We start from the raw sequence: 25730 nt of genomic DNA on the forward strand, positions 1-25730 counted from the left end.
GGACGCGCGAGTCGGCTCGCCTGGGCGCGCTGCGCGGGCGCCTGGTCGCTGGCGTCGCTGCGCTGCCCGACGTCCGGATCAACGGCGGCGACAGCGTCGGCCCGGCGATCCTCAATGCCACGTTCGCGGGTGCTCGCGCCGACGACCTGCTGCTCCTGCTGGACGCCGCCGGTGTGGACGCCTCGACCGGGTCTGCCTGCACCGCGGGGGTCCATCAGCCCAGCGAGGTGCTGCTGGCGATGGGCCGCAGCGAGGCGGACGCGTCGGCGTCGTTGCGGTTCTCCCTCGGCTGGACGAGTACCGACGCCGACGTGGACGCGGTGGTGGCGGCACTCCCGGAGGCGCTCGCCCGGGCGCGGGCGGCCGCAGCGCGGTGAACCGGACCGCCTAGACTCGGTGACCGGTCGCACGGGTCGGCCACGGGCGGGGAGGCACGATGCGGGTCTTGGTGGCGATGTCGGGGGGTGTGGACTCCTCCGTGGCGGCCGCGCGCATGGTCGCCGAGGGGCACGAGGTCGTCGGCGTCCACCTGGCGCTCAACCGCAATCCGCAGGCCTACCGGTCCGGGGCGCGCGGGTGTTGCTCGCTGGAGGACTCCCTCGATGCCCGCCGGGTCGCCGACACGCTCGGCATCCCGTTCTACGTGTGGGACCTGTCTGAGCGGTTCGCAGCCGACGTGGTCGATGATTTCGTCGCCGAGTACGCGGCTGGGCGGACGCCCAACCCCTGCCTGCGCTGCAACGAGAAGATCAAGTTCTCCGCCGTGCTCGAGCGCGGTCTCGCGCTGGGCTTCGACGCCGTCGCCACCGGGCACTACGCCCGGCTGGAGGGGGAGGGTGCTGCAGCGCGGCTGTGGCGGGCCGCGGATGCCGCCAAGGATCAGAGCTATGTGCTGGGGGTCCTGACCCATGCCCAGATTCGGCGTTCGCTGTTCCCGTTGTATGGGACCGTGAAGTCCGATGTGCGCGCCGAGGCCGAGGCGCTCGGGCTGCGCACCGCGCACAAGCCGGACAGCCATGACATCTGCTTCATTCCCGACGGCGACACCGCCGGTTTCCTGTCACGGGCGCTCGGCGAGCGCGCCGGGGAGATCGTCGACACGGCCGGCCGGGTCGTCGGCACCCACACCGGACACCATCAGTTCACCGTGGGGCAGCGGCGCGGCCTCCACCTGGGGGTGCCTGCGCGCGATGGCCGGCCCCGCTACGTGCTCGGGATCTCTCCGGTGACCAACACTGTCACGGTCGGCCCGCAGCAGGGGCTGGCGGTCACGCGCATCGAGGGCATCCGCCCGACCTGGGCCGTGCCGGAGCCGCGCCTGGGGCGCTGGCGCGGGCTGGTGCAGGTCCGTGCCCATGGTGCGCCGCTGCCGGCCATGATCGAGGCCCACCAGGACGCGGTCACCCTGACCCTGGACGAGCCCGCCTTCGGCATCGCGCCCGGGCAGGCCGCCGTGACCTACGACGGGGACCTGGTCGTGGGTGCCAGCACGATCGCGGCGGCACGATGATGCACACCTCCGGCCTGGGATCGCTCCCCGGTACGGACGTGGCCGGGGGCGTCCGATTCGCCCTCGAGGCAGCGAGCCTGCCGTGGTTGCCGGAGTTCCCTGCCCGCGGGCCCTGGGCGGGGATGATCGGGCGCACGCTCGGCATGCTGGAGGGGATCGGGGCCGCGCTGCTCGCCGGGGAATGGTCGCTGACGGCGATCCCCGGCGTGGACCAGCGGCGGGCCCGGGCCACGCTGCGCGACGACCTCGACGTGCTGGAGGAGAACGCGCAAGGACTGACCGGGCCGCTGCGGATCACCGCCACCGGGCCCTGGACGCTGGCGGCGACCACGCTCGCGCCCCGGGGCGGGCATGTGTTGAAGGATGCGTCTGCGCGGCGCGACCTCGCGCAGTCCCTTGCGGCGGGGCTGACGGACCTGCGCGCGCAGGTGGAGCGTCGACTGCCCGGGACCACGGCCACCCTGCAGATCGACGAACCGTTGCTGCCGGCCGTGCTGGGGGGCGACGTCCGCACAGAAAGCGGGTACGCCCGCTACACAGCCGTCGAGGCGGAGGAGGTCATCGGCGCGCTCGCAGGCCTGCACGGCGACGTGCTGCACTGCTGCGCCCCCGGGCTCGACCCCGCCATCGTCGTGGGGGAGCACGGTGCGGGTTTCCGCGGGCTCGCCCTCGACGAGGGGCTGCTGTCGCGGGCGGATCTCGACACGCTGGGGCCGCTGCTGGAGTCGGGGCGGGAGTTGTGGCTGGGGTGCGCCGACGCACGGACGCTGCGTGCCCCACACGCCGATGCCCTCACGGCGACGGTGCTGGGTGACCTGCGAGCCCTGGAATGGGGGCCGCGCGCTGCGACCGCCGTCGTGCTCACTCCGTCCTGCGGGTTGGCGTCCTGGCCGATCGATCAGATCGGGCCGCTGTTCGCCGCGTTGCGCACGGCCGCCGAGCGTCTCGAAGCCGAGCTGGCGCGCTAGCGGGACCGTCGGTGGCGCGCGGTAGGTTTCCTCCGTGACCGATCCCCGAGCCCGCCACGCCGAGTTGGCCGCCCTCATCAATGACGCGCGTTTCCAGTACTACGTGCTGGACAATCCGACGCTCACCGACGCGGGTTTCGACGCGATGATGGCCGAGCTCACTGCAATAGAGGAGGCGCTCCCGGAGCTCCGCACGCCCGACTCTCCCAGCCAGCAGGTGGGCGGTGCGGCCTCGGCGACGTTCGCCGAGGTCGAGCACTTGGTGCCGATGATGAGCCTGGACAACGCCTTTTCCACCGCCGAGGTGGAGCATTGGTTCTCCCGTCTCGGCGAGGTCTCCTCGTTGCTGTGCGAGGTCAAGATCGACGGGCTGGCACTCGACCTGGTCTACCGGGATCGGAGGCTCGCAGTGGCCGCCACCCGCGGCGACGGCCGGTTCGGTGAAGACGTCACCGCCAACGTCCTCACGATCGCCGACGTCCCGCAGACGCTGCCCGCCCACGCCCCTGATCTGCTCGAGGTGAGGGGGGAGGTGTTCATGCCGGCGTCGGCGTTCGCAGCGCTCAACGAGTCGCTCGTCGCCGCGGGCAAGGCGCAGTTCGCGAACCCCCGGAACTCCGCGGCGGGCTCCCTGCGGCAGAAGGATCCGCGCGTCACCGCCTCGCGACGCCTGCGGTTCTACTGCCACGGCATCGGCGCCAGCAGCGGGGCCCCGGTGGCCACCCAGTCACAGGCCTATGCTGCGCTGGCCGCCTGGGGGCTGCCGATCAGCCCCCACAACGAGGTGGTGCCCGGGCTGCCCGAGGCGCTGGCCTACATCGCGCGCCAGGAGACGCATCGTCACGACCTGGAGCACGAGATGGACGGCGTGGTGCTCAAGGTCGACGATCTCGCCCGGCAGGCCGAGTTGGGGTTCACGTCGCGGGCCCCGCGGTGGGCGATCGCGTTCAAGTACCCGCCCGAGGAGGTCAACACGAGGCTGGTGAGCATCGAGGTCAACACCGGCCGGACCGGCCGGGTGACTCCGTACGGTGTGATGGAGCCGGTCGTGGTGGCCGGCTCGACCGTCGCCATGGCGACGCTGCACAATGCCCATGAGGTGGCCCGCAAAGACGTCCGCCCCGGAGACACGGTGGTGCTGCGCAAGGCGGGCGACGTGATCCCCGAGATCGTCGGCCCGGTGCTGGCGCTGCGCCCGGCGGGGCTGCCCGCGTGGACGATGCCGACGCACTGCCCCAGCTGCGGGACGGCGCTGGTGGAGGTCCGCGAGGGGGACAAGGACCTCCGCTGCCCCAACACCCGCAGTTGCCCCAGCCAGTTGCGCGAACGGCTGTTCCACCTGGCTTCGCGTGCTGCCCTCGACATCGAGGTGCTGGGCTGGCAGGCGGCAGACGCCCTGCTGGCGTCCGGCTTGCTGACCGACGAGGGCGACCTGTTCGATCTGGGGCCAGAGGATCTCTCCCGGGCCGACTTCTTCACCCGGGTCGATCCCAAGACCAAGGAGCGGGTCCTGACGGCGAATGCCACCAAGCTGCTGGTCAACCTGGAGGCGGCCAAGCATCGCCCGTGGGCGAAGTTCCTCGTGGCGTTGTCGATCCGCCACATCGGCAAGGGGGTCGCCCCCACCGTGGCGCGCGCGTTCCCCAGCGTCGAGGCGCTCGGCGCCGCGACCGTGGAGGAGTTGGCGCAGGTGGAGGGGGTCGGCCCCACGCTGGCGGCCTCGGTGGTGGAGTGGTTTGCCGTCGACTGGCACCGCGCCATCGTCGCCAAGTGGGTGGCCGCCGGGGCCGTGCTCGCCGATCCGGCGCGTCCTGAAGAGGACGACCACCCCGACGTCGCGGACACGCTCGCCGGACTCACGGTCGTCGTGACGGGATCGGTCCCCGGCTACACGCGAGACGGTGCGAAGGAGGCCATCGCCGCACACGGAGGCAAGGCGGCAGGTTCGGTGTCGGGCAAGACGTCGGTGCTCGTGGCGGGTGAGTCGGGTGGGTCGAAGTACGCCAAGGCGGAAGCCCTCGGGGTGCCGATCCTGCCCGCGGAGCGGTTCACGGACCTCCTGGCCCGGGGGGCGGCCGCCTACCTCGGCGACGCCGTGACGGCCGAGTAGGCTGGTCGGCGTGGAGGGGCTCAACAGCGATCTGGACCTGAACGGCGACGTGTCGCCGCGTGTCATGCCCGTCGTCGGTGAATGGGGCCCCGTCGGGGTCCCCTCGACGCGGAGCAAGCAGCGCCAGTGGAAGCTCGTGATCCTGGCCGCCGTCGTGGCCGTCTTGGTCGTCTCGGCATTCGGCTACTTCGCCTACCTGCAGTTGCGCGGCTTCTGAGCTGCACGCCCGGCCGGGCATGCCCCGGCTCAGGCGTGCGGGGCAGGCGTCAGCGCAACGTGGTCGGTCGCCAGCATCGCGAGATGCCGCAGGCGCGCCACCTCAGAGGCCCGGAAGTCGGGGCCTGAGCGTCCCACCACCAGCACACAGGCGTCTCGGAGCGGAGCCACGACCGTCACCTGCTCACCCCAGCCGTCGCAGAAACCTGCCGGGAACTCGCTCGTGTGCGCGATCGCGACGTCTCCCAGCAACTCGCGGGCCAGCCCCTCGTCGGGGGCCAGCGACGTGCGGTGGTGGACGCCCCCGGTGGAGGTGTCCACGATCATCGCCCACGAGCAGTGGAACGCGGCGGGGGACAGATCGGCCAGCACTTCTCCCGCGGTGTCGGGGCTGGCGAGCATGGCGTCGAGCACGTCGACGTCGGCGGTCACGCTGCGGTTCTCGGGGTAGAACGACACCCACATCACCTCGACATCGTGCAGCGCGGCGCACGCGCTGACGAGCGTGTCGGGGCGCCCGCCGTCGGGCAGGCCCACCATGAAATCGTCGATGACCAGGCCGCCGCCCTTCTCGATGATCTCCACCGAGGCGATGTCGGCCTGGGCGTCACCGAGCGCCGAGGCGACCGTCCCCAGGGAACCGGGGCGGTCGGGCAGGATGACGCGCAACAGGTACATGGTCCCTTGATACCCGAGAGTGGGTGATCCTCCAAGGGGGCATCTCGGTCGCGTCACGCAGCCGTAACGCCCGGAGCCGTCGCGCAGCCGCGTGTCGTGCGGCCGCGGGGACGACGGTCGAGACGCTCTAGGATGGCCGGGTCGCCGATTCACACGTCAGGAGTGTTCGTGGCCTTGTCCACCGAGGAGGTCGCCCGGCTCGCCGGGTTGGCCCGCATCACCGTTTCCGCCGAGGAGCTGGCCACCATCGCGCCGCAACTCGACATCATCCTCGACGCCGTGGCTTCGGTCTCCGAGGTCGCTGGCGAGGACGTGGCGCCGATGTCGCACGCGTTGCCCTTGACGAATGTGTTCCGTGACGATCAGGTCCGCCCCGGGCTGACCCGCGAGCAGGCGCTCGCGATGGCGCCCGCCGTGGAGGACGACCGGTTCCGCGTGCCGCGCATCCTCGGGGAGGAAGCATGAGCGACGTGCTGCGGTTGACCGCCGCCGACCTGGGCGAGAAGATCGCCGCCCGCGAACTGACCGCGGTGGCCGTCGCCCAGGCGTTCCTCGACCAGATCGCCCGCAACGACGACGCCGTCCATGCCTTCCTGCACGTGGACGCCGAGGGCGCCCTTGCGCAGGCGGCCGCCGTGGACGCGCGCCTCGACGCCGGGGAGAAGCTCGGTCCGCTGGCGGGCGTCCCGCTCGCCTTGAAAGACCTGTTCACCCAGGAGGGGGTGCCCACCACGGCAGGGTCCAGGATCCTGGAGGGATGGCGTCCCCCGTACGGTGCGACGGTGACGCGACGCCTGCTGGAGGCGGGCATCGTGATCTTGGGCAAGACCAACCTCGACGAGTTCGCGATGGGGTCCTCCACCGAGAACTCCGCGTTCGGGCCCACCCACAACCCGTGGGATCTGGACCGCATCCCCGGCGGGTCGGGCGGGGGATCCTCGGCGTCCCTGGCGTCATTCGAGGCCCCGCTGGCGATCGGCACCGACACCGGAGGCTCGATCCGTCAGCCCGCATCGGTCACCGGCACGGTCGGCGTCAAGCCCACGTATGGCGGCACGTCCCGCTACGGGGTCATCGCGATGGCCTCCAGCCTCGATCAGCCCGGGCCGTGTGCGCGCACGGTACTGGATGCCGCGCTGCTGCACGAGGTGATCGCCGGGCATGACCCGCTCGACTCCACCTCCATCGACGCGCTCGTCCCTCCCGTGGTGGAGGCGGCGCGCTCCGGCGACGTGTCGGGGATGCGCATCGGCGTCGTCACGGAGTTGGGTGGCGAAGGCTACGCCCCGGGCGTCGAGCAACGGTTCACCGAGGCGCTCGCGCTGCTGCGCGAGGCCGGGGCGGAGATCGTGGAGGTTTCCTGCCCGCACTTCACCTACGCCCTGGGCGCCTACTACCTGATCATGCCCAGCGAGGTCAGTTCCAATCTGGCCCGCTACGACGGCATGCGCTACGGCCTGCGGGTCGGCGACGACGGCACGCGCGGCACCGAGGAGGTCATGGCGGCGACCCGGGAGGCGGGCTTCGGCGCCGAGGTGAAGCGCCGCATCATCCTGGGCACCTACGCGCTCAGCTCGGGCTATTACGACGCCTTCTACGGTTCGGCACAGAAGGTGCGACGTCTGATCGCCGACGACTTCGACGCGGCCTTCGCCCAGGTCGACGTGCTGGTCTCCCCGTCGACGCCGACGACCGCGTTCCGGCTGGGGGAGCGGATCGACGATCCGCTGGCCATGTACAAGTCGGACCTGTGCACCATCCCCTCCAACATGGCGGGCAACGCGTCGGGTTCCTTCCCGGCGGGGCTGGCGCCCGAGGACGGCCTCCCGGTCGGCTTCCAGGTGATGGCGCCGCCCCTGGCCGACGATCGGGTCTACCGGGTCGGTGCGGCGCTCGAGCGCGCACTGGCCGCGCGCGACGGCGGCGTCCTCACCGATCGGATCGCGGCACGCTGGGTGCCGCAGACGCAGGAGGCCTGAGCGATGGCAGAGCTGATGGACTACGACGAGGTGCTCGCATCCTTCGACCCGACGCTTGGTTTGGAGGTGCACGTCGAGCTGAACACGGCGACGAAGATGTTCTGCGGCTGCGACAACTCCCCAGGTGGCGAGCCCAACACGAAGGTGTGCCCGGTCTGCCTGGGCCTGCCCGGATCGCTGCCGGTCGTGAACGGCCGCGCGGTGGAGTCGGCGATCCGGATCGGGCTGGCGCTGGGCTGCTCGATCGCCCCCTGGAGCCGGTTCGCGCGCAAGAACTACTTCTACCCCGACATGACCAAGGACTTCCAGACCTCCCAGTACGACGAGCCGATCTGCTTCGACGGGCACGTCGACCTGGTGGTCGACGGGACGACCTACGGGATCGAGATCGAACGCGTCCACATGGAGGAGGATGCAGGCAAGCTCACCCATGCGGGTGCCAGCGGCCGCATCCAGGACGCCGACTACAGCCTCGTGGACTACAACCGCGCCGGGACGCCGCTGATGGAGATCGTCACCAAGCCGATCGGCGGCCTGGGGGCGCACACCCCGGAGGTGGGGCGGGCCTATCTGGCTCACCTGCGTGACCTCATGCTGGCGCTGGGTGTTTCCGATGCTCGCATGGAGTCCGGGAACCTGCGCTGCGACGTCAACATCTCGCTGGCACCCTCGGGCGCCACGGAACTCGGCAAGCGCACCGAGACCAAGAACGTGAACTCGCTGCGGGCCGTGGAGGACGCGCTGCGGTACGAGATCCGGCGGCAGGGCGCGTTGCTCAGCGCTGGGGGTGCGGTGACCCAAGAGACCCGGCACTGGAACGAGCAGGGCTGGACGAGCCCCGGCCGTTCCAAGGAGCAGGCCGAGGATTACCGCTACTTCCCCGAGCCGGACCTGGTCCCGGTCGCCCCCAGCGCGGCGTGGGTCGAGGAGTTGCGCGCCACGCTCCCGGAGCCTCCCGCCCAACGGCGGACCCGATTGCAGGCCGACTGGGGGTTCACCGACCTGGAGATGCGCGACGTCGTGGGCACCGCCGGATCCCTGGATCTGATCGACGCCACGGTGGCCGCGGGCGCGTCGGCGTCCTCGGCGCGCAAGTGGTGGCTCGGCGAGCTGGCGCGGCGGGCCAACGAGTCCGGCAGTGACCTCGCCGGCCTGCCGATCACCCCCGCGCAGGTGGCCCGCGTCCAGGAACTCGTCGAAGCCGGGACGCTGAGCGATAAGCTCGCCCGCTCCGCGTTGGAGGGGGTGCTCGCCGGGGAGGGGGGCCCGGACGCCGTCGTGGCCGCACGCGGGCTCGCCGTGGTCTCCGATGACGCGGCGCTCGGCCAGGCCGTCGACGCCGTCATCGCCGCCCAGCCGGAGGTCGCCGACAAGATCCGGGACGGGAAGGTGCAGGCGGCCGGGGCTCTGATCGGCGCGGTGATGAAGGCGATGCGCGGGCAGGCGGACGCGGCCCGCGTCCGGGAACTGATCCTGCAGCGTCTGGCCTGACATGCGGGTGCAACAGCCGCGGCTGGCCGACTGGGTGCTCGTCGTCGTGACGGTGGGCCTGCAGCTCTGGGCCCTCTACGCGCCGAGCCTGCCCGATCTGGGCACCTCCTGGGTGCCGTTCGCCGACAAGATCGGCCACGTCATCGTCTTCGCCCTGGCGACGTGGGCCCTGTTGCGGGTCCTGGATCTGCGCCTGGTGATGGTGCTGATGGCGATCCAGCTCGTGGTCAGCGAGGTCGTGCAGGGCCTGTTCCTGCCCGGCCGTTCGGGTGACGTCTGGGATGCCGCCGCCGACGCGCTCGGCATCGCTGTGGGCTGGTGGACGTGGCGCACGGCAACCGGCGAGGACAGCGACGGCAACACCAAGGCGGGAACGGGCCCCGAGGCCTAAGCTGGCAACACCGTTGCCTGCAACCGTCGAAAGGTCGTTGATGGAACTCCGCGAAGATGCTCAGTGGTCCCTGGTCGTGCCCACCTCGATGGGGGTGCGGATCACCCCGGAGAACCGGGCTCCCGTGCACACCAGCGACCGGTTCTTCCTGCAGGCCACCAGTGCCGAGACGAATGTGGCGACCGTCGTGTCCTACCTCGGCGAACCCGCGAAGGTGCTGACCGCCTTCGTCGAAGGCTCTCCGATCTCCGCCCTGATCAAGGCGGATCTGCGCAAGCGCAATCTGGCCTATGAGGGTAAGGAGTTCCCCCAGGGGGACGCCTGGGGGTACCGCCACCAGTTCAACATCGCCGACTCCGGCTTCGGCGGACGCGCCCCGCGCGTGTGGAACGACCGGGCGGGCGAAGTCGGCCGCGACCTGGCGCTGGACCAGTTCGACCTCGATCGTCTCTTCGGCGACGAGGGCGTCAAGATCCTTCACCTGTCCGGCCTGATCGCCGCGCTGAGCCCCTCCACGTCGGCGTTCTGCGTGGCGCTGGCCAAGGCGGCGAAGGCGCACGGCACGGCGGTGGCGATGGATCTGAACTACCGCGCCACGTTCTGGAAGGGCCGCGAGGAGGAACTGTCCGCCGCGTTCCATGAGATCGCCGAGAACTGCGACATCCTCTACGGCAACGAGGAGGACTTCCAGCTCTGCCTGGGCATCGAGGGCCCCGAGGCCGGCGGCGACTCCATCGATGCGAAGATCGAAGACTTCAAGGCCATGATCGGCCGGATCAAGGACGCCTACCCGAACGCTCACTGGATCGGCACCTCGCTGCGTGAGGTCGAGAGCGCCAACCGCCACCAGTGGGGCATCCTGCTGTGGAACGACGGTGAGTTCTACCTGGCCCCCCTGCGTCCCATCGACGTCATCGACCGCATCGGCGGCGGCGACGGGTCTGTCGGCGGGGTGCTGTACGGCATCCTGCAGGGCTGGGGGGTGGAGCAGTGCGCTCAGTTCGGCTGGGCGACGGGCGCGCTGGCCGCGACCTCCCTGTTCGACTACGGCATGCCCGCCGACGAGAAGCAGGTCTGGGACATGTGGAAGGGCAACGCGCGCGTGCAGCGTTGATCCTGGTCCCGACGCCGCCTCCCACTCGCGGGGGGCGGCGTCGTCACATGTGACGCGTGGAGCGCAACCGCCGTCGCACGAGGAACGCGTGGACCCAGCTCAGGACGGCGCCAATGAGCTGCAGCCCGATCGCCACAGACCCGCCGACCAACACGAAGGTCGGGGCTTCGGGGATCCCGGCCGCCGCACCCACGATCGCGGCCAGGAAGCCCACGGTCACCAGCAGCCACCCGGCGGCGACGAGCCCGAGCCAGGCCGTGGCGACCGGGTTGCGCCGGGGGTAGCCGCGGAGGAATCCCGCTCCCTGCCGGGGCAGGGCATCGCGTAGCCCACGCAACCCGCGCGCACTCAGCCACCACAGCAACAGGACCGCCAGGCCGAGGCAGCATCCGGCCGCCACGGTGGCCGGCCAGGGATTGGGGGCGGTCGCTCCCCACGCCGCGGCGAGCAGCATGTTGATCACGAAGAACAGCAGCAGGCTCACCCGATGCAGCCGCAACGTGATCTGGGTGATCATCACGTCGAGCACCCCCACGGTGAACTTAGCGCCGCGGGTCCCGGCGAGCACATCGGCCATCATCTTGGCGCCGGCGTCGCGGTCACCCGACTTGACCGTGAGCGTCGCCAGGTTCTGCAAGGCCATCATGTGTGCGGGATTGCGTTCGAGCGCCGCACGATAGGCGGCGATGGCCACAGCGGGGCGGCGTTCGTGCAGCACATACCCCATGGCGAAGTGGCCGTCAGGGTTCGACGGATCCAGCTCGACGGCAGTCTGGGCCCAGCGCTCCGCCTCGGCGTGCTTGCGCAGGTCCGACAGGGCTTGGGCGCCGGTGTGATAGGCATCCACCAGGGTGGGGTCCAGCGCGATGGCGTTGCGGGCGGCCGCCACAGCCTGGCGTGACCGCGAGGAGTACTGGAACGCGTTGGCGAGCATCAGTTGGGCGACCGGCAGGCTGGGGTCGGCCCGGACGGCCTCCTGCGCCGTCCGCACAGCCTCGGCCACATGACCGAGTTGGAGATGTGCGCTCGTCATCAACGCGTAGATCCGCGCGGCCAGCGGTGGGGCGGTGGTGAGGAGCGCCCCCAGTACTTCGAGGGCCTGCTCTGGGCGGTTCAGGTCAATCAACTCGGCGGCCCGGCGCAACTGCGCGGTGGCCTGATCCTGGTTCACAGCAGCTTGTGGCGCTGCATGTAGGAACGCAGGGCGTCGTACTCGCCGGTGCGATCGGAGTACTCCACGACGTTGCGCGCGGTGTCGAACCACGGACCCGCCGAGGGCCGGACCTCGCGGCGGGCCGACTGCAGGTCCCGCATGGTGATCGGGCGGGCCCGGCCGGTGCGGATGCTGTCCATCATCGCCTTCTCCGCGGCGCTCTCGGCGAGGTGGGCCAGGTCGGCTCCGGTGAAACCCTCGGTCTGGCGCGCCACTGCCACCAGGTCCAGCCGTTCGGTGGGGCGCTCGCCCAGCGCATGCTCCAGGATCGCGCGGCGGGCCGGCTCGTCGGGCGGCAGCACCAACACGGTGCGGTCCAGGCGCCCGGGACGCCGCAGGGCCGGGTCGATATCCCACGGGGTGTTGGTCGCTCCGAGAACGTAGACCCCTTCGTTGTCGCTGCCGATGCCGTCGAGCTCGGACAGGAGCTGGTTGACGACGCCTCGGGTCGCCGAGTGCCGGGTCTGGCTGCGCTTTTGCCCGATGGCGTCGATCTCGTCGAGGAAGACGACACAAGGAGTCCGGGCTCGCGCGGCCTCGAAGATCCCGTGCAGGTTCGCCTCGGAGTTGCCCACGTACATGTCCAGGACGTCGGTGAGCGTCACGTTGATGAAGCGCGCGCCCATCTCCCCGGCGACCGCCCGGGCGATGAACGTCTTGCCGCAGCCAGGCGGGCCGTAGAGGAGCAGGCCACCGCGGAGGCTCTTGCCGTACATGGCGCGGAGCTCCGGGTTGCGCATCGGGGCCAGGAACGACACCTCCAGGCGATCCTTCACCTCCTGCAGACCGCCCACGTCCGCCAGCGTGACGTCGGGGTCCTCGACATTCCACACGTCTTGGTCGGCGGGCTCATCGCCGCCGTGAGGCAAGGGTTCGGCGACGCCTCCGACCTCGTCGCCCGATGCCACGGCGTCACTGAGTTGGTGAGCGGCCCGATCCCATTCGTCATCGTCGGCGGTGCTGCTGGGGACCGGTGCCTGGGATTGTGCGGGTTCGGCAGGGTCGACGGATCCCGCTGGGATGATGGTCTCCGTTGGGCCGACGGGGTGCGTGGGTTCGACGGTGTTCGCTGGTTCGAGGGGGTCACCCTGAGCGACAGAGGCGGAGGGTGCGACCGCCGTGGTGGCGCCAAGGGCGCGGGCCATGGCCGCCAGCGCGTCCTCGGCTCCCGGGTCGCGCTGCAGCACGGCCGCGATCTGGGCGATCGCCTCGCCGCTGTGCCCCTGGGCGAGCAGCAACTCGGCAACGTGGAGGCGCAGGGGGAGGTCCTCGGGTGACGCGTCGATCGCGCGGAGCAGGGACTCGATCAGGGGGTTCGGCACGGCATTCATCCTCAACACGGCGGATTAGGGGGGTGGCGGCGGGCTCACAACCCGTGATGCCGACCGTACAGCTCGGCGACAGCGGTTGCGTCCCCGATCGCCTCCACTTCGGCGACCGACATCCGGCCGAAGGCGAACAGCAGCAGCTCGGAGGGGCGGCCCACCAGGGTGATCGTGGTCGCGCCAGGCAGGACGCGGAGCCGCTCATCCGTATCGGTGCGTTCCAGGACGATGCCGCTGGGGGCGTCGCGCAGCAGCATCTTCGCCATCGAGACCAGGCTGCGGGCCACGTGGTTCTCGAAGGCGGATGTCGTCTCCCGGGGACCCTGGCCGTTGGCGCGCCGGACGTCCTCGCCGTGGATGAAGTACTCGCCGGTGTTGGCAAGCTCATCGACACCGGGCAACGCGAACGCCGACGGCGGCAGCGGCCCCCGGCGAATGTGCTCGACGAGCTCGCCGTAGCCCCACCGGCGCAGCACCCGGTCGGTACGGGCGCGTGTCAGGCCGCCCAGGGCCGGGAGGAACATGCCCGGCGTCGCCAGCGGGTCGTTCTCGCGCAGCCACACGTGGGCGGCCAGATCGTGGGCGTTCCAGCCGGCACACAGCGTCGGCGCATCCGGGGCGACGGCGTCGAGCGCGTCGCACATGGCCGTCCGTTCCAGCTTCGCGAATCCCATGCCCGAAGCCTAGTCGGGAACCGTCGATGCGGCCACGGCGGGTTCGGCGGACCGCCCGCCAGCGCGGCGCGGCAGCGTGGAACAATGGGGGGCATGTCCCACACGCTCGATCCGGTCATTGCCGGTGCCCTCAAGCGCAACGAGGCTGGCCTGGTGGCTGCCGTCGTGCAGGACGCCACCACGGGCGAGGTGCTGATGCAGGCGTGGATGAACGACGAGGCGCTCGCCCAGACTCTCGATACCCGTGAGGCGACCTACTGGTCGCGGTCGCGCTCGGAGCTGTGGGTCAAGGGCGCCACCAGCGGACACACCCAGCATGTGCGTCGCGTCCAGCTCGACTGTGACGGCGACACGGTGCTGTTGCGCGTGGACCAAGTCGGCGGGGCCTGCCACACGGGGGATCGCACCTGTTTCGACGCCCGCGAGTTGCTCGGGGAGGACGCGTGAGCGTCCCGATCACCCCCGACCTGGCGGGGTTCGCCGAGGCTGCCGCCGACGGACGCCGCGTGATCAGCGTCTGGACGCGGCTGCTGGCCGACGACCTGACCCCCATCGGGCTCTATCACCGGTTGTGCGGGGAACGCGAGAACACGTTCTTGCTGGAGTCCGCCGAGGCTGGGGTGTTCTCCCGGTACTCGATCGTCGGGGTCAATTCCGCTGCCGTGCTCTACGAAGAGGGCGGGCAGGCCCGCTGGGCAGGCCGCCCGCTCGCCGGGCTCCCCGACGGTGGCGACCCCCTGGCGGCGCTGGCTGCGACGCTGGAACGGCTGCACACCCCCCTCGACCCAGCGCTGCCGCCGCTGAGCTCGGGCATGGTGGGCTATCTCGGGTACGACATCGTGCGTCGCCTGGAGAAGCTGCCCGACGCCAACCCCGACGATCTGGGGATCCCCGAACTGGTCATGATGCTGGCCTCCGATCTGGCGGTGCTCGACCATCACACCCGGCAGGTGTGGCTCATCGCGAACGCGATCAACTTCGACGACAGCCCAGAGCGGCTCGAGGCCGCCCACGCGGACGCCGTCGCCCGCGTGGAGGCCATGGTGGCACGGCTGTCCGAGCCGGCCGAGTCGCTGCTGGCCTTGCCACCGGTCGAGCCCGACACGGTGCCCTTTACCCGGCAGCGCAGCGAGGCCGAATTCGCTGCCGCGGTGCGGGAGGCCGTCGAGGACATCAAGTCCGGCGAGGCCTTCCAGATCGTCGTCTCGCAGCGCTTCGAGGCGCCCTGCGACGCCGACGCGCTCGACGTGTATCGCGTGCTGCGGCTGGGCAACCCCAGCCCGTACCTGTATCTGCTGCGTCTGGAGGGGCTCAGCATCGTGGGCTCCAGCCCGGAGGCGCTCGTCACGGTCGCAGACCGACACGTGCTCACCCACCCCATCGCGGGCTCCCAACCGCGGGGGGCGACGCCGCAGCAGGACGCCGAGAACGAGGCCCGCCTGCGGTCGGACCCCAAGGAACGTGCCGAACACCTCATGCTCGTCGACCTGGGACGCAACGATCTGGGGCGGGTGTGCGTCCCGGGAACGGTGACGGTGGTCGAGTTCATGCAGGTGCGCCGCTACAGCCACATCATGCATCTGGAGTCGACCGTGACCGGGACGCTGAGTCCCGGACGCACCGCGCTCGAGGCCACCTTGTCGTGTTTCCCCGCGGGAACCCTGTCGGGCGCCCCCAAAGTCAGGGCGATGGAGATCATCGACCGTCTGGAGACCTCCCGCCGCGGGCTGTATGGCGGGGTGGTCGGCTACTTCGACTTCGCGGGGAACTCCGATGTGGCCATCGCGATCCGCACCGCGGTGCTGAAGGGCGGGCGCGCCTTTGTCCAGGCAGGCGGCGGGATCGTCGCCGACTCGGTTCCCGCGTCCGAGGACCTCGAGTCACGCAACAAGGCCGCGGCCGCCCTGCGCGCCGTCGCGGTGGCCGCCCAGGTGCGGCGGCTGGGCGATGCGGGTTGACCCGCGGGCCGCGGTGGCCGTGGCTGCGCTGGCCGGGCTGGGAGCGGGCCAGGCCGGGTGGTGGACGGCGACAACGACCGGTCTGACCGGGACGCTGAGCACCGTCGAGGTGTCCGGGACGTCGGGCACCGGCGGGCTGGCGTCTGCCCTGCCTGCGGTCGCGCTGGCGGCGGTCTTGGCGACGCTGATGCTGGGCCGTGTCGGTCTGCGGGTGATGGCGGTGTCCATGGCGGCCGCCGGGATCGGCATGGCCGTCGTCGGTTTCGGCTCACCCGCCCCCGTCGCCGAAGCCGTCGCTGATGCCAGCCAACTGGGGATCAGCGCGCTGACGGACCCGGTCGCCACCGTCTGGCCGATCCTCTTCGGGGCGGCCGGAGTGCTGCTCGCTCTCGCCTCGACGTGGCTGCTGCTGCGACCGCCTCAGCGCAGGCCCGCTCGTTCGCGGAGCGCGGCGGACGTGACAGACCCGCTCGCGGCTTGGAAAGCTATGGATGCGGGGGTGGACCCCACGACCAAGGACGCCGACGGGGACGCGCATCCCCTGCGGCGGGAAGGAGAGCTGGCATGACCGCGCACGAGGAGAAGTACCATCACGGTAGGTCGCCCGCAGGCTGGGCCAGCTCCGTCATCGCGATCATCGGGGCCCTGGTGGGGACCGTCGGCTTCCTGATGAACATCAGTTGGCCCGTCGTCATTGTTGGGTTCGCGCTGCTGATCGTTGCGCCGATCGTCGGCGGGACGCTGCGCAAGATGGGTTACGGAACGGAGTAGTCAACGATGGGTGTCCTCGACGACATCGTGGTGGGGGTGCGCGAGGACCTCGCCGAGCGTCAGGCTCGGGTGGCCTTGGCGCGTCTGGAGGAGCAGGTGGCCGGGATGCCCGCGCCGCGCGATCTGCTCGCGGCGCTGGGGGTTCCCGGGCTGTCGCTGATCGCGGAGGTCAAGCGCAGTTCGCCCTCCAAGGGTGCGCTGGCGGACATCCCCGATCCCGCCGCGCTAGCGAAGGCCTACGCGGCAGGCGGGGCAACCGCCGTGTCCGTTCTCACGGAGCGTCGCCGCTTCGGTGGCGACCTGTCCGACCTGGCTGCGGTCCGCGCCGCCGTCGACGTGGGCGTGCTGCGCAAGGATTTCGTGGTGACCGACTACCAGGTCTGGGAGACGCGGGCGGCGGGAGCCGACCTGCTGCTGCTGATCGTCGCCGCGCTGAGCGACGCCGACCTGGCCCGGCTGTACGCCCTCGCGACCCGATTGGGACTCACCGTCCTGGTCGAGGTGCACACCGCCGATGAGGTCCGGCGAGCAGTTGACCTGGGGGCGGGCCTGATCGGTGTCAACAACCGCGACCTGCACACCCTCGACGTCGACATCGCCCAGTTCGAGTCCTTGTCGGCGCTCATTCCCGCCGACAAGGTCACGGTGGCGGAGTCCGGGCTGTTGAGCGTCGACGATGTGGCGCGCGTCGCCGCAGCCGGGGCCGACGCGGTCCTCGTCGGGGAGGCGCTGGTCAAGGACGGCGACCCGAGCCGGGCCGTCGCACAGTTCATCGCGGCGGGTACCGCCGCCCAGAAGGGGAAGTGATCGCGTGAGCGCACCGGAACGGCTGCCCGACAAGGCGGGCCACTACGGCATTTTCGGAGGACAGTTCGTGCCGGAGGCCCTGCACAAGGCGCTGACCGAACTGGACGCCGCGTTCGATCAGGCGATGGCCGACCCGGCCTTCATCGCGGAACTGGACACGCTGCGACGCGAGTACTCCGGGCGTCCGACCCCGGTCACCGACTTGCCGCGACTCTCCCGGCACGCGGGACGAGCCAGGCTGGTCGCCAAGCGTGAGGACCTCAACCACACCGGCTCGCACAAGATCAACAACGTGCTGGGACAGGCGTTGCTGACCAAGCGGATGGGCAAGACCCGCGTCATCGCCGAGACGGGGGCGGGACAGCACGGTGTCGCGACCGCGACGGCGGCCGCCCTGCTCGGGCTGGAGTGCCGCGTCTACATGGGCAAGGTCGACACGGACCGGCAAGCCCTCAACGTGGCGCGCATGCAGCTCCTGGGTGCAGAGGTCATCGCCGTCGAGTCGGGCTCGGCGACGCTGAAGGACGCGATGAACGAGGCCATGCGCAACTGGGTCTCCACCGTCGAGAACACCCACTACCTGATCGGCACCGTCGCCGGACCCGCCCCGTTCCCGCGGATGGTGCGTGAGTTCCAGCGTGTGATCTCCACCGAGGCCCGCGCCCAGATCCTCGAACGGTACGGCGAGCTTCCCTACGCGGTCGCGGCCTGCGTGGGCGGGGGATCGAACGCCATGGGCATGTTCGCCGACTTCATCGACGATCCTGCGGTCGGCCTGTTCGGCTTCGAGGCCGAGGGGGACGGGATCGCCACCGGACGGCACGCGGCCTCCATCACGGGTGGCGGTATCGGCGTCCTGCACGGCATGCGCACCTACGTGCTCCAAGACGAGGACGGCCAAACCATCGAGTCGCATTCCATCTCGGCCGGGCTGGACTACCCCGGGGTGGGCCCCGAGCACGCCTGGCTTGCATCCACGGGCCGCGCGCACTACGAGCCGGTCACCGACGTCGAGGCCATGGACGCCTTCGAGCTCATCACCAAGACCGAGGGGATCCTCCCCGCCATCGAGTCCGCTCACGGCGTCGCTGGTGCGCTCCGGCTCGGCCGCCGCCTGGCGCTGGAGCAGCCCGATCTGGAGCCGCTGATCTGCGTGTGCCTCTCGGGCCGCGGCGACAAGGATGTGAGCACCGCACTGGACTGGTTCGGGCTCGACGGAACCCCCGACGAGACGGTGGGGGGCTTCTGATGACGTTCACGAACCCCGGCCACTCCGGGCGCGCGTTCCTGGCGGCCAAGGAACAGGGCCGGGCCGCGCTCGTGGGCTACCTGCCCGTCGGCTACCCCGACGTGGCCACCTCCCTGGGGGCGCTGGCGGCACTCTGCGGGAACGGTGAGACCCCCGGCGTCGACCTGGTCGAGATCGGCCTGCCGTACTCCGACCCCATGCTCGACGGTCCCGTGATCCAGCGGGCCGGCACGACCGCCCTGCGCCGTGGCGTGCGGACCCGCGACGTCTTCGCCGCGGTGGAGGCGGTCGCTGCGACCGGCACCCCTGCGGTCTGCATGACCTACTGGAGCCTGGTCGATCGTTACGGGGTCGACGCGTTCGCCCGCGACTTCGCCAACGCGGGCGGGGCGGGCCTGATCACGCCCGACCTCACCCCGGACGAGGCCCACGACTGGATGGTCGCCTCGGACGCCCATGACCTGGATCGCATCTTCCTGGTCGCCCCGAGCTCCACCGACGAGCGGATCCTCGCCACGACCGCCGCCTGCCGGGGCTGGGTGTACGCCACCGCGATCATGGGCGTGACCGGCATCCGGACCTCGACGAGTTCGGCCGCCCCCGAGCTGGTCGGGCGCATCCGGGAGCTGTCACCGCAGACCCTGATCGGCGTCGGGCTGGGCGTCAGCAATGGGGAGCAGGCCCGCGAGGTGGGCAGGTTCGCCGACGGCGTGATCGTCGGGTCTGCTCTGGTCAAGACCCTGCTGGACGCCGAAGATGCCGGGACCCCCGGCGACTTCGCCGCGCTGCGGGGCGTCGTCGCCGACCTCACCGAGGGCGTCGGGGCGCACGCATGAACCCGATCGCGTCCATCCCCAGCCCCCCGGTCAGCCAATTCAGTCTGGGGCCGTTCACGCTGCACATCTACGCGTTGTGCCTGCTGACCGGGATCGCGTTCGCGTGGTGGCTCGGGACGCGTCGCTGGGTCGCCCGCGGCGGGCGGGCGGAGACCTTCGAGACCATCGTGTTGTGGGCGATCCCCTCGGGGATCGTGGGGGCCCGTATCTACCATGTGGCAACGCATTGGGAGGACTACTTCGGTCCCGGCCGTAACCCGATCAGTGCCCTGTTCATCTGGGAGGGCGGGATTGCGATCTTCGGGTCCCTGCTGGGCGGGGCACTCGGCGCGATCATCGCCTGCCGCATCACCGGTGCCCGGCTGTCCTCCTTCGCCGACGCGCTGGCGCCCGGGCTGTTGGCGGCCCAGGGCATCGGACGCCTCGGCAACTGGTTCAACCAGGAGCTGTTCGGTGGCCCGGACTACGGCCCACTCGGGTTGGAGATCGACGTGGCGCACCGTCCCGTCGAATACCGTGACGTTGCGACCTTCCAGCCGACCTTCCTCTACGAGATGACCTGGAATCTGCTCGGTGCCGCGTTGCTGTTGTGGATCGACCGCCGGTTCAAGCTGGGGTGGGGGCGGCTGTTCTGCCTGTACATGCTGGTCTACGGCAGCGGCCGGTTCTGGATCGAGGGGATCCGCACCGACTTCAGTTACTACTTCGGCCCGCTGCGCACCAACCAGGTGACCGCCCTGATCATCGCCGTGGCGGGGCTGCTGCTGTTCGTGTTGCTCACGCGCCTGCGTCCGGGGCGCGAACCGTGGGTGGAGGGCCGAGGCGTCGGCGGTCCCGACCACGCCCCCGAGGATCCCGAGACGGCGACGTCTGCCGTGGAGGCGGCGTCCACGGGGTCCGACGGCACAGCAGGGTCCGAGGCGCCGGAGGAACCGCGGGCCGGGCCCGCCAATTGACGGGTCACCCTCCGGGTTGAGACGTCTTCGTCCAAATCTTGGACGCGCTCTTGTGGCGGTTGTGGACGGGAACGGCGTGTGCCTTATTGTTGCGCTGCGCACCATGCGGTGTGGCCAGGAAGGTCGTCCAAACAGGCGGCTGCCACAGAGCCCGCTGGAACGGAGACACAGATGAATCAGCTTTTTCCCCACCGCCCCGATGAGGGGCTGTACCGGCACGACTTCGAGCACGACGCCTGTGGCGTGGCGTTCGTCGCCCACCTGAGCGGCACGCCCACCCACGAGATCGTCGCGCAGGGCCTGCTGGCCCTGGAGAACCTCGACCATCGCGGCGCGACGGGTGCAGACGAGCGGGCCGGCGACGGTGCAGGCATGCTCCTGCAGGTCCCCGACGCCCTCTTCCGTGACACCGTCGACTTCTACCTGCCCCCCGAGGGCGAGTACGCCGCCGGGATCGCCTTCCTGCCCCAGGAGCGCGTCGCACGAGCGGCGGCCAAGCGGCAGATCGAATACCTGGCCATCGAAGAGGGCCTGCGGGTCATCGGATGGCGCGCGGTCCCGACCCACGACGACACGCTCAGCCCGATTTCGCGGGCCGTCATGCCGTACTTCGAGCAGCTCTTCGTCACCGGACGCCGCGGCACGAGCGGGATCGACCTCGACCGGGCGGTCTACCCGCTGCGTAAGCGGGCCGAGCACGAGGCCGGCGTCTACTTCGCCTCGTTGTCGGCGCGCACCGTCGTCTACAAGGGCATGCTCACCACCCAGCAGCTCGGCGAGGTCTTCGACGACCTCAGCGACGAGCGGACCGCCTCAGCGCTGGTGCTGGTGCACTCGCGGTTCTCGACCAACACCTTCCCCTCCTGGGAGCGTGCTCATCCCTACCGGCTGCTCGCCCACAACGGCGAGATCAACACGGTCAAGGGCAACCGCAACTGGATGCGGGCCCGTGAGGCGCTGCTCTCCACCGACCTGATCCCGGGCAATCTCGACCGGCTGTTCCCGATCTGCAACCCGGAGGGTTCCGACTCGGCGTCCTTCGACGAGGTGCTGGAACTGCTGCACCTGGGTGGCCGCTCCCTGCCCCACGCCGTGCTGATGATGATCCCCGAGGCGTGGGAGAACAACGCCGAGATGGATGCGGCGCGACGCGACTTCTACAGCTTCCACTCCTCGGTGATGGAGCCGTGGGACGGCCCCGCCGCTGTCTGCTTCACCGACGGCACCCAGATCGGCGCGACCCTGGACCGCAACGGCCTGCGTCCGGGGCGCTACTGGGTGACCGACGACGGCCTGGTCGTGTTCGCCTCCGAGGCGGGCGTCCTGCCGATCGAACCGGAGCGGATCGTCCAGAAGGGTCGGCTGCAGCCGGGCCGGATGCTCCTGGTCGACCTGGCCGAGCACCGGCTGATCAACGATGACGAGATCAAGTCCACGTTGGCGTCCGCCGAACCGTACGGCGACTGGATCGCCGAGCGTCTCGAGCTCAGCGACCTGCCCGAGCGGCAGCACGTCGTCCACAGCCACGCGTCCGTGACGCGGCGCCAGCAGGTCTTCGGTTTCACCCATGAGGAACTGAAGATGATCGTCGCCCCCATGGCCCAGACGGGCGCGGAGCCGATCGGCTCGATGGGCTCCGACACGCCGCTCGCCGTGCTGTCGGATCGGCCGCGGTTGCTGTTCGACTACTTCATCCAGTTGTTCGCTCAGGTCACCAACCCGCCGCTGGACGCCATCCGCGAAGAACTGGTCACCTCGCTGCGCGCTTCCTTCGGGCCTGAGGCGAACCTGCTCTCGGCGGGGCCCGAATCCTGCCACCAGATCGTCATCGGTTACCCCGTCCTCGACTCCGACGAACTGGCCAAGCTGGTCCGGATCAACCGCGACGGCAGCCAGCCCCGGTACGACGCCTATGTCGTCCGTGGCGTCTACCGTTTGCTGGGCGGGCCGGAGGAACTGGAGCGTCGGCTGGAGGAGATCTGCGCGGAGGTCAGCGCGGCGATCGACCGCGGCTGCCGCACGATCATCCTGTCGGACCGGCACAGCAACATCGACATGGCGCCGATCCCGTCCCTGCTGCTCACCGCGGCGGTTCATCACCACCTGGTGCGCGACAAGACCCGCACCCAGGTGGGGCTGATCGTCGAGGCGGGCGATGTCCGGGAAGTCCACCACGTCGCGCTTCTGATCGGCTACGGCGCCGCCGCGGTCAACCCGTACCTGGTGTTCGAATCGGCCGAGGACCTGGCGCGGCGGGAGCTGTTCGTCACCGTCGATCCCGAGAAGGCCGTCAAGAACGTCCGTAAGGCGCTGGGCAAGGGAGTGCTCAAGGTGATGTCCAAGATGGGCGTCTCCACCATCGCCTCCTATGCGGGCGCCCAGATCTACGAGGCGCTCGGACTCTCCTCGGCGCTGGTGGAGAAGTACTTCACCGGGACGCCGAGCCGGGTCGAGGGCATCGGGCTGGGCGAGATCGCCCGCGAGATCCAGGCCCGGCACGACATCGGCTACCCGATCGACCGGCGCACCCAAGCGCACCGCACCCTCGGCGTGGGCGGCGAGTACAAGTGGCGCCGCGAAGGTCCGCCGCACCTGTTCGACCCGGAGACGGTCTTCCGGTTGCAGCACTCCACCCGGCAGAAGCGGTTCGACATCTTCCAGCAGTACACGGCCCGGGTGAACGACCAGTCGCGTCGCCTGATGACGGTGCGCGGCCTGCTCGAGTTCGACCTGGAGTCGCGTACTCCCGTGCCGATCGAGGAGGTCGAGCCGATCAGCTCGATCGTCACCCGGTTCTCCACCGGCGCGATGAGCTACGGCTCCATCAGCCGCGAGGCTCACGAGACGCTCGCCGTCGCGATGAACCGCCTCGGCGGCAAGTCGAACACCGGCGAGGGCGGCGAGGATCCCGAGCGGCTCCACGACCCGGTGCGGCGCTCCGCGATCAAGCAGGTCGCCTCGGGCCGGTTCGGCGTCACGAGTGACTACCTCACCAATGCCGACGACATCCAGATCAAGATGGCCCAGGGCGCCAAGCCCGGCGAGGGCGGTCAGCTGCCCGGCCAGAAGGTGTATCCGTGGGTCGCCCGCACCCGGCACTCGACGCCCGGCGTCGGCCTGATCAGCCCGCCGCCGCACCACGACATCTACTCGATCGAGGACCTCAAGCAACTCATCCACGACCTGAAGTGCGCCAACCCCGTGGCCCGCATCCACGTGAAGCTGGTCTCCGAAGTCGGCGTCGGCACCGTGGCGACCGGCGTCAGCAAGGCCAAGGCCGACGTGGTGCTCATCTCGGGTCACGACGGTGGCACGGGCGCCGCGCCGCTCACCTCGCTCAAGCATGCGGGCGGCCCGTGGGAACTCGGCCTGGCCGAGACCCAGCAGACTCTGCTGCTCAACGGTCTGCGTGGCCGGATCGTCGTGCAGGTGGACGGACAGCTCAAGACCGGCCGCGACGTCGTGATCGGTGCCTTGCTCGGCGCGGAGGAGTTCGGCTTCGCCACCGCACCGCTGGTGGTCAGCGGCTGCATCATGATGCGGGTGTGTCACCTGGACACCTGCCCGGTGGGCGTCGCGACGCAGAACCCGGAACTGCGGGAGAAGTATTCCGGCCACGCCGACTACGTGGTCAACTTCTTCGAGTTCATCGCCCAGGAGGTGCGCGAGCACCTGGCTCAGCTCGGCTTCCGCAGCATTGAGGAGGCCGTCGGCCATGTCGAGGTGCTCACCACCAAGAAGGCCGTCGACCACTGGAAGGCCGAGGGCCTCGACCTCAGCCCGATCCTGCACCGGGTGACCACCGACGGCCCGCTGCACTGCGTCACGACGCAGGACCACGGCCTGGGAGCCAAGCTGGACAACAGCCTGATCGCGCAGGCCGCGCCCGCGCTGGCCGACGGCACCCCGGTGCGGATCACCGGCACCGTCTCGAACGTGGACCGCACCGTCGGCACCATGCTCGGCAACGCGGTCACCAAGGCCACCGTCGGCGAGGGGCTTCCCGAGGACACGATCGACGTGACCCTGGTGGGCACCGGTGGCCAGAGCTTCGGCGCGTTCCTGCCCCGTGGGGTCACCCTGCGGCTCATCGGCGACACCAACGACTACTTCGGCAAGGGGCTGTCGGGCGGACGCCTGATCGTGCGTCCCGACGAGGCGTCCCGGTTCGTTCCGGCCGAACAGATCATCGCCGGCAACGTGATCGGCTACGGGGCCACCTCCGGGGAACTGTTCATCCGCGGACAGGTGGGGGAGCGGTTCTGTGTGCGCAACTCGGGGGCGTCGGCGGTCGTCGAGGGGGTGGGTGACCACGCGCTGGAGTACATGACGGGCGGGGAGGCCCTCATCCTGGGGCCGACCGGACGCAACGTCGCCGCCGGCATGTCGGGTGGGTTGGCGTGGATCCTCGACGTGGACCGCAATCGCCTCAACACCGAACTGGTCGATGCGGCAGAACTCACCGATTCCGACATCGACCGGATCGCGACGCTGCTGCGCAAGCACGTCGAGTCGACCGGATCGACCATCGCGCAGGGCCTGTTGGACGCGGGTCAGCAGGCCTGGCGGGACCGGTTCACCAAGGTGCTGCCGCGTGACTACGCGCGCGTCATCGCCGCCCGCGATCAGGCTGCGATCGACGGGCTCGACGAACACGACACGACTCAGAAGATGATGGAGGCCGCTCATGGCTGATCCGAAGGGCTTCATCAAGGTCCCCCGTGAGGTCGCCGGTCGGCGACCCGTCGCCGACCGGGCCGCCGACTGGGACGAGGTGTACCCCGGTTCGCCCGGGCGTGCGGTGCTGCCGATCATTCGGCAACAGGCCTCCCGCTGCATGGACTGCGGCATCCCGTTCTGTCATCAGGGCTGCCCGCTGGGGAACCTGATCCCCGAGTGGAACGACCTCATCTACCGCGATCTGTGGCGTTCGGCCACCGACCGCCTGCACGCCACCAACAACTTCCCCGAGTTCACGGGCCGGCTCTGCCCGGCCCCGTGTGAGACGGCGTGCGTGGTGGGCATCAACCGCGAGCCGGTCACGATCAAGAACGTCGAGGTGGCGATCGCCGACAAGGCCTGGGACGACCGCCGGGTCGTTCCGGTCGTGCCGGAATGGCACACCAACAAGACGGTTGCCGTCGTCGGGTCGGGTCCCTCCGGGCTGGCGGCTGCCCAGCAGCTCACCCGCGCCGGGCACACGGTCGTGGTGTACGAGCGGGCGGACGACATCGGCGGGCTGCTGCGGTTCGGCATCCCCGAGTTCAAGATGGAGAAGAAGGTCCTGAACCGGCGCCTCAAGCAGATGCGCCAGGAAGGGACGGTGTTCAAGCCGCGCACCACCATCGGCGTCGACATCACCGGCGCCGAACTGCGCGACCGCTTCGATGCGGTCGTGCTGGCCATCGGCTCGACCGTGCCCCGTGACCTCCCGGTTCCCGGGCGCGAACTGGCCGGCATCCATCAGGCGATGGAGTTCCTGCC

24 protein-coding genes are annotated in these 25730 nt (G+C 70.3%); 20 read left to right on the plus strand and 4 right to left on the minus strand.

The window, feature by feature from the left end; translation table 11 throughout:
- The 5 genes from V7E09_RS06400 to V7E09_RS06420 form a co-directional block, all read left to right on the plus strand.
- A partial coding sequence (locus V7E09_RS06400) for an aminotransferase class V-fold PLP-dependent enzyme (protein ID WP_324523172.1) occupies positions 1–377 on the plus strand: 377 nt, incomplete at its 5' end.
- A gap of 59 nt (positions 378–436) precedes the next feature.
- Positions 437–1510 (plus strand): tRNA 2-thiouridine(34) synthase MnmA, encoded by a 1074-nt coding sequence (mnmA, locus tag V7E09_RS06405; protein WP_324510110.1) that lies wholly within the window; start codon positions 437–439, stop codon positions 1508–1510.
- On the plus strand, positions 1507–2478 hold the full coding sequence (locus V7E09_RS06410; protein WP_324523173.1) for a hypothetical protein: 972 nt from the start codon (positions 1507–1509) through the stop codon (positions 2476–2478). The genes mnmA and V7E09_RS06410 overlap by 4 nt, the downstream gene beginning before the upstream one ends.
- A gap of 34 nt (positions 2479–2512) precedes the next feature.
- Positions 2513–4588: an NAD-dependent DNA ligase LigA gene (ligA, locus tag V7E09_RS06415; protein WP_324510112.1), complete on the plus strand. Its 2076-nt coding sequence runs from the start codon at positions 2513–2515 to the stop codon at positions 4586–4588.
- A 10-nt stretch (positions 4589–4598) separates the two neighbouring features.
- Entirely contained in the window at positions 4599–4805 is a 207-nt protein-coding gene (locus tag V7E09_RS06420; RefSeq protein ID WP_324510113.1) for a hypothetical protein, read from the plus strand.
- Between the two features lie 29 nt (positions 4806–4834).
- Here V7E09_RS06420 and V7E09_RS06425 read toward each other — a convergent pair whose 3' ends face one another.
- Positions 4835–5482 carry an ACT domain-containing protein gene (locus V7E09_RS06425; RefSeq protein ID WP_324510114.1) on the minus strand — a complete coding sequence of 216 codons (648 nt, stop codon included), beginning with the start codon at positions 5480–5482 and terminating at the stop codon, positions 4835–4837.
- 132 nt (positions 5483–5614) lie between these two features.
- Here V7E09_RS06425 and gatC point away from each other — a divergent pair, with 132 nt between their 5' ends.
- Genes gatC through V7E09_RS06450 form a run of 5 tightly spaced genes read left to right on the plus strand, consistent with a single transcriptional unit; the run spans position 5615 to position 10457 of the window.
- The gene (gatC, locus tag V7E09_RS06430; RefSeq protein ID WP_324510115.1) at positions 5615–5947 is read left to right on the plus strand and encodes an Asp-tRNA(Asn)/Glu-tRNA(Gln) amidotransferase subunit GatC; all 333 of its coding nucleotides are present in this window, start codon (positions 5615–5617) and stop codon (positions 5945–5947) included.
- Positions 5944–7461 (plus strand): Asp-tRNA(Asn)/Glu-tRNA(Gln) amidotransferase subunit GatA, encoded by a 1518-nt coding sequence (gene gatA, locus V7E09_RS06435; protein ID WP_324510116.1) that lies wholly within the window; start codon positions 5944–5946, stop codon positions 7459–7461. The genes gatC and gatA overlap by 4 nt, the downstream gene beginning before the upstream one ends.
- A gap of 3 nt (positions 7462–7464) precedes the next feature.
- On the plus strand, positions 7465–8952 hold the full coding sequence (gatB, locus tag V7E09_RS06440; protein ID WP_324510117.1) for an Asp-tRNA(Asn)/Glu-tRNA(Gln) amidotransferase subunit GatB: 1488 nt from the start codon (positions 7465–7467) through the stop codon (positions 8950–8952).
- A 1-nt stretch (position 8953) separates the two neighbouring features.
- Positions 8954–9343 carry a VanZ family protein gene (locus tag V7E09_RS06445; protein ID WP_324510118.1) on the plus strand — a complete coding sequence of 130 codons (390 nt, stop codon included), beginning with the start codon at positions 8954–8956 and terminating at the stop codon, positions 9341–9343.
- Between the two features lie 40 nt (positions 9344–9383).
- The gene (locus tag V7E09_RS06450; protein WP_324510119.1) at positions 9384–10457 is read left to right on the plus strand and encodes a PfkB family carbohydrate kinase; all 1074 of its coding nucleotides are present in this window, start codon (positions 9384–9386) and stop codon (positions 10455–10457) included.
- A 43-nt stretch (positions 10458–10500) separates the two neighbouring features.
- Here V7E09_RS06450 and V7E09_RS06455 read toward each other — a convergent pair whose 3' ends face one another.
- Genes V7E09_RS06455 through V7E09_RS06465 form a run of 3 tightly spaced genes read right to left on the minus strand, consistent with a single transcriptional unit; the run spans position 10501 to position 13669 of the window.
- Positions 10501–11628, minus strand: a complete 1128-nt coding sequence (locus tag V7E09_RS06455; RefSeq protein WP_324510120.1) for a tetratricopeptide repeat protein — start codon at positions 11626–11628, stop codon at positions 10501–10503.
- A complete protein-coding gene (locus V7E09_RS06460) occupies positions 11625–12992 on the minus strand; it encodes a tetratricopeptide repeat protein (protein WP_442956850.1) in 1368 nt (455 codons plus the stop codon). The genes V7E09_RS06455 and V7E09_RS06460 overlap by 4 nt, the downstream gene beginning before the upstream one ends.
- Before the next feature lie 44 nt (positions 12993–13036).
- Positions 13037–13669 carry a TIGR03085 family metal-binding protein gene (locus V7E09_RS06465; RefSeq protein WP_324510122.1) on the minus strand — a complete coding sequence of 211 codons (633 nt, stop codon included), beginning with the start codon at positions 13667–13669 and terminating at the stop codon, positions 13037–13039.
- 93 nt (positions 13670–13762) lie between these two features.
- On the opposite strand from V7E09_RS06465, the gene hisI reads away from it, so the two are divergent.
- From hisI to V7E09_RS06515, 10 genes are all read left to right on the plus strand, one after another.
- Positions 13763–14116 (plus strand): phosphoribosyl-AMP cyclohydrolase, encoded by a 354-nt coding sequence (hisI, locus tag V7E09_RS06470; RefSeq protein WP_324510123.1) that lies wholly within the window; start codon positions 13763–13765, stop codon positions 14114–14116.
- Positions 14113–15627: an anthranilate synthase component I gene (locus V7E09_RS06475; RefSeq protein ID WP_324510124.1), complete on the plus strand. Its 1515-nt coding sequence runs from the start codon at positions 14113–14115 to the stop codon at positions 15625–15627. Before hisI ends, V7E09_RS06475 begins: the two co-directional genes overlap by 4 nt.
- Positions 15617–16195: a Trp biosynthesis-associated membrane protein gene (locus tag V7E09_RS06480; protein ID WP_324510125.1), complete on the plus strand. Its 579-nt coding sequence runs from the start codon at positions 15617–15619 to the stop codon at positions 16193–16195. Before V7E09_RS06475 ends, V7E09_RS06480 begins: the two co-directional genes overlap by 11 nt.
- Positions 16192–16398: an HGxxPAAW family protein gene (locus tag V7E09_RS06485; RefSeq protein WP_324510126.1), complete on the plus strand. Its 207-nt coding sequence runs from the start codon at positions 16192–16194 to the stop codon at positions 16396–16398. The genes V7E09_RS06480 and V7E09_RS06485 overlap by 4 nt, the downstream gene beginning before the upstream one ends.
- A 6-nt stretch (positions 16399–16404) precedes the next feature.
- Positions 16405–17205 carry an indole-3-glycerol phosphate synthase TrpC gene (gene trpC / locus V7E09_RS06490; protein WP_324510127.1) on the plus strand — a complete coding sequence of 267 codons (801 nt, stop codon included), beginning with the start codon at positions 16405–16407 and terminating at the stop codon, positions 17203–17205.
- Positions 17206–17209: 4 nt separating this feature from the next.
- Entirely contained in the window at positions 17210–18454 is a 1245-nt protein-coding gene (gene trpB, locus V7E09_RS06495) for a tryptophan synthase subunit beta (RefSeq protein WP_324510128.1), read from the plus strand.
- Positions 18454–19290, plus strand: coding sequence for a tryptophan synthase subunit alpha (trpA, locus tag V7E09_RS06500; RefSeq protein ID WP_324510129.1), 837 nt, complete (start codon positions 18454–18456; stop codon positions 19288–19290). Before trpB ends, trpA begins: the two co-directional genes overlap by 1 nt.
- The gene (gene lgt / locus V7E09_RS06505) at positions 19287–20246 is read left to right on the plus strand and encodes a prolipoprotein diacylglyceryl transferase (protein ID WP_324510130.1); all 960 of its coding nucleotides are present in this window, start codon (positions 19287–19289) and stop codon (positions 20244–20246) included. Before trpA ends, lgt begins: the two co-directional genes overlap by 4 nt.
- A gap of 171 nt (positions 20247–20417) precedes the next feature.
- A complete protein-coding gene (gene gltB / locus V7E09_RS06510; RefSeq protein WP_324510131.1) occupies positions 20418–24941 on the plus strand; it encodes a glutamate synthase large subunit in 4524 nt (1507 codons plus the stop codon).
- Positions 24934–25730, plus strand: a 797-nt coding sequence (locus V7E09_RS06515; RefSeq protein ID WP_324523174.1) for a glutamate synthase subunit beta, incomplete at its 3' end; no start/stop codon positions are given. The genes gltB and V7E09_RS06515, both read left to right, overlap by 8 nt.

The organism is Propioniciclava sp., assembly GCF_036744435.1.
GTDB lineage: Bacteria > Actinomycetota > Actinomycetes > Propionibacteriales > Propionibacteriaceae > Propioniciclava.

Bases quoted from the DNA above. Each gene is read 5' to 3' on its own strand.
- mnmA (WP_324510110.1), top strand. From the start codon at position 437: ATGCGGGTCTTGGTGGCGATGTCGGGGGGTGTGGACTCCTCCGTGGCG.
- V7E09_RS06410 (WP_324523173.1), top strand. From the start codon at position 1,507: ATGATGCACACCTCCGGCCTGGGATCGCTCCCCGGTACGGACGTGGCC.
- V7E09_RS06425 (WP_324510114.1), bottom strand. From the start codon at position 5,482: ATGTACCTGTTGCGCGTCATCCTGCCCGACCGCCCCGGTTCCCTGGGG.
- gatC (WP_324510115.1), top strand. From the start codon at position 5,615: ATGGCCGGGTCGCCGATTCACACGTCAGGAGTGTTCGTGGCCTTGTCC.
- gatA (WP_324510116.1), top strand. From the start codon at position 5,944: ATGAGCGACGTGCTGCGGTTGACCGCCGCCGACCTGGGCGAGAAGATC.
- gatB (WP_324510117.1), top strand. From the start codon at position 7,465: ATGGCAGAGCTGATGGACTACGACGAGGTGCTCGCATCCTTCGACCCG.
- V7E09_RS06445 (WP_324510118.1), top strand. From the start codon at position 8,954: ATGCGGGTGCAACAGCCGCGGCTGGCCGACTGGGTGCTCGTCGTCGTG.
- V7E09_RS06450 (WP_324510119.1), top strand. From the start codon at position 9,384: ATGGAACTCCGCGAAGATGCTCAGTGGTCCCTGGTCGTGCCCACCTCG.
- V7E09_RS06465 (WP_324510122.1), bottom strand. From the start codon at position 13,669: ATGGGATTCGCGAAGCTGGAACGGACGGCCATGTGCGACGCGCTCGAC.
- hisI (WP_324510123.1), top strand. From the start codon at position 13,763: ATGTCCCACACGCTCGATCCGGTCATTGCCGGTGCCCTCAAGCGCAAC.
- V7E09_RS06480 (WP_324510125.1), top strand. From the start codon at position 15,617: ATGCGGGTTGACCCGCGGGCCGCGGTGGCCGTGGCTGCGCTGGCCGGG.
- V7E09_RS06485 (WP_324510126.1), top strand. From the start codon at position 16,192: ATGACCGCGCACGAGGAGAAGTACCATCACGGTAGGTCGCCCGCAGGC.
- trpC (WP_324510127.1), top strand. From the start codon at position 16,405: ATGGGTGTCCTCGACGACATCGTGGTGGGGGTGCGCGAGGACCTCGCC.
- trpA (WP_324510129.1), top strand. From the start codon at position 18,454: ATGACGTTCACGAACCCCGGCCACTCCGGGCGCGCGTTCCTGGCGGCC.
- lgt (WP_324510130.1), top strand. From the start codon at position 19,287: ATGAACCCGATCGCGTCCATCCCCAGCCCCCCGGTCAGCCAATTCAGT.
- gltB (WP_324510131.1), top strand. From the start codon at position 20,418: ATGAATCAGCTTTTTCCCCACCGCCCCGATGAGGGGCTGTACCGGCAC.